4 protein-coding genes and 1 pseudogene are annotated in these 4,706 nt (G+C 74.4%); 3 read left to right on the top strand and 2 right to left on the bottom strand.

Features of this window, described 5'->3' with window-relative positions; all coding sequences use genetic code 11:
• A pseudogene (locus ACRDP3_RS24925) lies at positions 1 to 397 on the top strand (aminotransferase class I/II-fold pyridoxal phosphate-dependent enzyme); the annotation flags it as partial.
• A gap of 17 nt (positions 398 to 414) precedes the next feature.
• Positions 415 to 1,488 carry an MBL fold metallo-hydrolase gene (locus ACRDP3_RS24920; protein ID WP_431519243.1) on the top strand — a complete coding sequence of 358 codons (1,074 nt, stop codon included), beginning with the start codon at positions 415 to 417 and terminating at the stop codon, positions 1,486 to 1,488.
• Between the two features lie 71 nt (positions 1,489 to 1,559).
• Here ACRDP3_RS24920 and ACRDP3_RS24915 read toward each other — a convergent pair whose 3' ends face one another.
• Together ACRDP3_RS24915 and ACRDP3_RS24910 are read right to left on the bottom strand one after the other, a co-directional pair.
• The gene (locus ACRDP3_RS24915) at positions 1,560 to 2,225 is read right to left on the bottom strand and encodes a DedA family protein (RefSeq protein WP_431519242.1); all 666 of its coding nucleotides are present in this window, start codon (positions 2,223 to 2,225) and stop codon (positions 1,560 to 1,562) included.
• Positions 2,222 to 2,998 carry an MBL fold metallo-hydrolase gene (locus ACRDP3_RS24910; protein ID WP_431519241.1) on the bottom strand — a complete coding sequence of 259 codons (777 nt, stop codon included), beginning with the start codon at positions 2,996 to 2,998 and terminating at the stop codon, positions 2,222 to 2,224. The genes ACRDP3_RS24915 and ACRDP3_RS24910 overlap by 4 nt, the downstream gene beginning before the upstream one ends.
• Before the next feature lie 253 nt (positions 2,999 to 3,251).
• On the opposite strand from ACRDP3_RS24910, the gene ACRDP3_RS24905 reads away from it, so the two are divergent.
• Positions 3,252 to 4,706: phage holin family protein (locus tag ACRDP3_RS24905; RefSeq protein WP_431519240.1), on the top strand; the 1,455-nt coding region annotated here is incomplete at its 3' end.

Here is a 4,706-nt window from a genome sequence, read left to right as displayed (position 1 = left end):
GCGCACCGCCGCGGCCCGCGCGCACGGCGTTCTCGGTGCCGCGCTGCACGCCGCGTTCACCGAGGCCGGTGCGTTGTGCCGGCCACCGCGGGTCGGGCGGCACCTGTACGCGGACCTGGAGCCGGTGCGCCCCCGGCTGGCGGCGCACGGCATCGAGGACGCCGCCGGGCTGGAGGCCGAACTGGTGCGGCGCTTCGGCCCGTACGCGAGCGGTGGGCACCGCTTCGGCGACGATCCGCACGCACTGCGGGTACGGCTCTCCTGTGACCTGCTCACGGGCGGCGGTTTCGGTGCCCGCGCACCGGCCGCACCACTGGAGGCGCTCGGTGTGGGCCGGGCGCTGGACTCGGTGAGATCGGCGGTCACCGAGCTCACCACCGCCACTTCCCGGGAGTGAATGTGGAGCCGGACCGGATGGTGACCCAGCAGCCCGCTCAGCCCGTTGAGCCTGTTGAACCCGCCGGGCCCGCGGCACCCGGGCGCGGTCCCGCACCGCGGCGCGAACCGGTCCTCCCGGAGCCACGCCCGCTGGGCGCCCGGCGGTTCTGGCCGCGCTCCTTCGCCGAGCGGCTCACCGCCCCGCTGCCCGGCGTGCGCGCGCTGGGCCGGGTGGCCAGGGAGGGCTCGATGCGTCCCGCCGCCGACGCACTGCGCGAGATCGCCCGACTCCCGTACGCGCCGGGCCCGTTGCCCCGGACCGATGCCGGCACGGTCGCCGTCACCTGGGCCGGGCACGCCAGTTGGGTCCTGGCCATCGGGGGTCTGACGGTGCTCACCGACCCGGTCTGGTCCCGGCGCATCCTGGGTACGCCCGCCCGCGTCACCCCCGTCGGCGTCGACTGGGCCGACCTGCCCCACGTCGACGCCGTGGTCATCTCCCACAACCATTACGACCATCTCGACGCCCCCACGCTCCGCAGACTCCCGCGCGACACCCACCTGTTCGTCCCCGCCGGCCTCGCGGGATGGTGCCGCAGGCGCGGCTTCCGCAGCGTGACCGAGCTGGACTGGTGGGAGGCGGCTCAACTGCCCGCGCCGGACGGCGGCCGAGTCCGCTTCGACTTCGTGCCCGCCCACCACTGGTCCCGGCGGGGACTGACGGACACCTGCCGTTCGCTGTGGGGCGGCTGGGTGCTCACCGACGGGCAGGGCCGGCGTGTCTACTTCGCGGGCGACACCGGCTACGGCCACTGGTTCGAGGAGATCGGCCGCCGCTTCCCCGGCATCGACCTGGCCCTGCTCCCCATCGGCGCCTACGAGCCGCGCTGGATGCTCTCGCCGGTGCACACCGACCCGGAGGAGGCGGTCCAGGTCTGCGAGGACGTCGGGGCGCGCGTCATGGCGCCGATGCACTGGGCCACGTTCCTGCTGTCGGCCGAACCGCCGCTGGAGCCGCTGCGGCGGGTACGCGCGGCGTGGGCCGCCGCCGGCCGGTCACGTGCCGACCTGTGGGACCTGCCGGTCGGGGCGTCGCACGTCTTGAACTGAAGGGCACAGCCCGAGCGGAACAGCCCGAACGGCGCAGCCCGAACGGAACGCCCCGGCCTGGACCGAGCGGCTCAACCCGGCTGTTCCTTGCCGGAGTCGCCGGGCCGCAGCCGACGCCACAGCGCGGGTACCGCGCTGATGACCACCGTCAGCAGGACCGCCGCCACCACCCCCTGCCACGGCTCGGCGAAGAGGGAGCCACCCAGGATGCCGATGAGCTGATAGCTCACCGCCCAGGCCAGACAGGCGGGCAGGTCGCCCCGTACGAAGTCCCGCGTCGGCGTCCGGGCGAGCAGACAGGCCAGCATGACCGGGATGCGTCCGGCGGGTATCAGCCTCGACAGCACCAGCACCGCCACCCCGTGCCGGCGCAGCTTCTCCTGTGCCTGCGTGAGCCGCTCCGGCGCGGCGTGTTCGCGCAGCCGCTCCAGCCAGCGCGAGCCGTTCTTCGAACCCACACCGCGCCGGCCCAGCCAGTACAGCGTCATGTCGCCGACGAAGGCGGCGCCCGCGGCCACCGCGAAGACCAGCGCCAGCGGGATCACCGGCAGGCTCTGGTGCAGGGCGACCACTGCCGCGCCGCTCACCAGCGCGCCTGTCGGTACGACGGGCACGAGTGCGCCCAGCACCACCAGCAGGAAGAGGGACGGATAGGTGACCGCCTGCTGAGTGGATTCCGGCGGGAGCACGGCGCTCACGTCCACCCCGATGGCCGGCAGCACCGATCGCGTGGTCATCCGGCGGCCTCCAGCCGTACGCTCTCGCCGTGGCCGAGCCGGTGCACGGCGACCTGCGGTGCCATCGCACCGGCCTTCCGTACGAACTCGTCGCCCGGCGAGTGGAATTCGTGCGGCCGTACGGCGTCCATCCCGATCGGCCAGTACGTGCCGTAGTGCACCGGCACCGCGCACCGCGGCGCCAGCCCCACCAGCGCCTGCGCGGCCCGCTCCGCGTTCAGATGCCCCTCGCCCAGCCACGGGCCCCAGCCGCCCACGGGCAGCAGGGCGACATCCACGGGGCCGACCGCCTCCGCCATGCCGTCGAAGAGTCCTGTGTCGCCGGCGAAGTAGGTGCGGGCCGCGCCCTCCACGACGTAGCCGAGCGCGGGCGCGCGGTGCGGTCCGTACGGCATCCGCCGCCCGTCGTGCGCCGCGGGCACCGCGCGTACGGTCACCCCGCCGACCTCGAGCCGGTCCCCGACCGACATCTCCTCGATCCGCAGCACCGCGGCCAGCCGCCTCAGCCGCGGCAGCGCGCGCAGCGCACCGCGCGGCACGGCCACCCGTGTCCGGGGCGCCAGCCGGGCCAGCGAGCCCACGTGCAGATGGTCGGCGTGCAGGTGAGAGACGAGCACGACGTCGGCGGCGGCGGCCGACGCGGGCGGCAGCGCACCGCGCCGCCTGCGCAGATGCGCCATGCGCCGCACCAGCAACGGGTCGGTCAGCACCGTCACCCCGGAGTCCCGCACCGTGGTGGTGGCATGCCCCCACCACGTGACCTCCACCGGCACGGCCCCTCCTTCCACTCGTCCTCCCCCTCGCTGCCCGGCTCACCCCCGGCGTACGGCCCTGTCTTGGACGGATTCGACGGATTCGACGGCCGCCGCTTCGAGCGTATGCGCCGACGGCCCGGTGCGGGTGGCCGTGGTGTCATCAACCACCCGCAATATGGAAAAGTGGAGAATATCCCGCGCACTCGCGCGGTTCACAGGACGTGCGACGTGCCAGGTGCGACGGACGTGCGGGGGGAGTGGAGGAAGAGGCGTGCGACTGCGGTGGTTTCCGTGGGCTTCGCCGGGGCGGCCCCATAGCTGGCGGGGGCTCGGCGGGGCGACGCTGCGGGTGCTCGCGGTGTGGGTCGTCAGCACCGTCACCATGCTCGTCCTCGCCGGTATCCTGCCCGACTTCCGGCTGCAGTCGCCCGACGGCGACAGCCCCACGGTGATCGGTGCCACCGCGGCCATAGGAGCCGGGGTCTTCGGTCTGCTGAGCGCGCTGGTGTGGCCCCTGCTGGTGCGGGCGCTGCTGCTGGTGCCCGCGCTCGTGCTGGGCCTGCTGGTCTTCTTCCTCAACGGTTCGCTGCTGTGGCTCGCGCTCTCGCTGGTGCCCTACGGGCGCGGTGCGGCCGATCCCGAGATGGCCGTCGTCGTGGCCGCCGTGATGTCAGCGGCGTCCTCGGCGACCAGTACCGCCCTTGCCGTACGGGACGACGGCGCCTACCGCCGCCGCCTCGCCCGGCTCGCCGACCGCAGGCGCCGCCGCACCGGCGCGGTCCCCGGACCGCACACCCCCGGCACGGTCTTCGTGCAGCTCGACGGGCTGGGGCACGAGATGCTGCGGGAGGCGGTGCGCTCCTCCGAGGACGGCGCGGCCCCGCTGATGCCCACCGTGGCGGCGATGTCGGTGGGGGCCGGCGCGACGCACCGGCTCACCCGCTGGCGCACCGACTGGTCCAGCCAGACCGGCGCGAGCCAGCTCGGCATCCTGCACGGCAGCAGCCAGGACGTGCCCGCCTTTCGCTGGTACGAGAAGAAGACCGGCGAAGTGATGATCAGCAACCGGCCGAGCGGCGCCGCCGAACTCCAGCGCCGTGCCGTACTGGGGACCGGTGACCGCGGCCTGCTCGCCGTGGACGGTGCCAGCCGCGGCAACCTCTTCAGCGGCGGCGCCGGCCAGGTCGCGCTCGTGCTCTCCGTAGCCGCCCGCCGTGGCCGGGACAACCGTTCCCGGGCCGGCTACTTCGCCTACTTCTCCGACCCGGCCAACGCCACCCGTACCGCCGTCTCCTTCTTCGCCGAGGTCGGCCGGGAGCTGATCCAGTCGGCCCGGGCCCGGCTGCGCGGTGAGTGGCCGCGGGTCTCACGCGGCGGGCTGTATCCCCTCATCCGCGCCTTCGCCACCGTCGTCCAGCGCGACGTGGTGGTCGCCGCGGTCCTCGGCGACATTTTCAGCGGACGCACCGCCGTCTACGCCGACCTGGTGGCCTACGACGAGGTGGCGCACCACTCCGGACCGTGCGGCGGTGACGCCCGGAAGGTGCTGCGCCGGCTGGACCGTTCCCTCGCGCTGATCGCCAAGGCGGCCCGGCGGGCGCCGCGTCCGTACCGCATCGTGCTGCTGTCCGACCACGGGCAGAGCGAGGGGCGGACCTTCCGGGACGCCTACGGCCTCACGCTGGAGGACCTGGTACGGGCGGGCTGCGCGCTCCCCGTCTCGCGC

The organism is Streptomyces sp., from assembly GCF_050698815.1.
Classification (GTDB): domain Bacteria; phylum Actinomycetota; class Actinomycetes; order Streptomycetales; family Streptomycetaceae; genus Streptomyces.
This window is presented reverse-complemented; position numbering and strand designations above follow the sequence as displayed.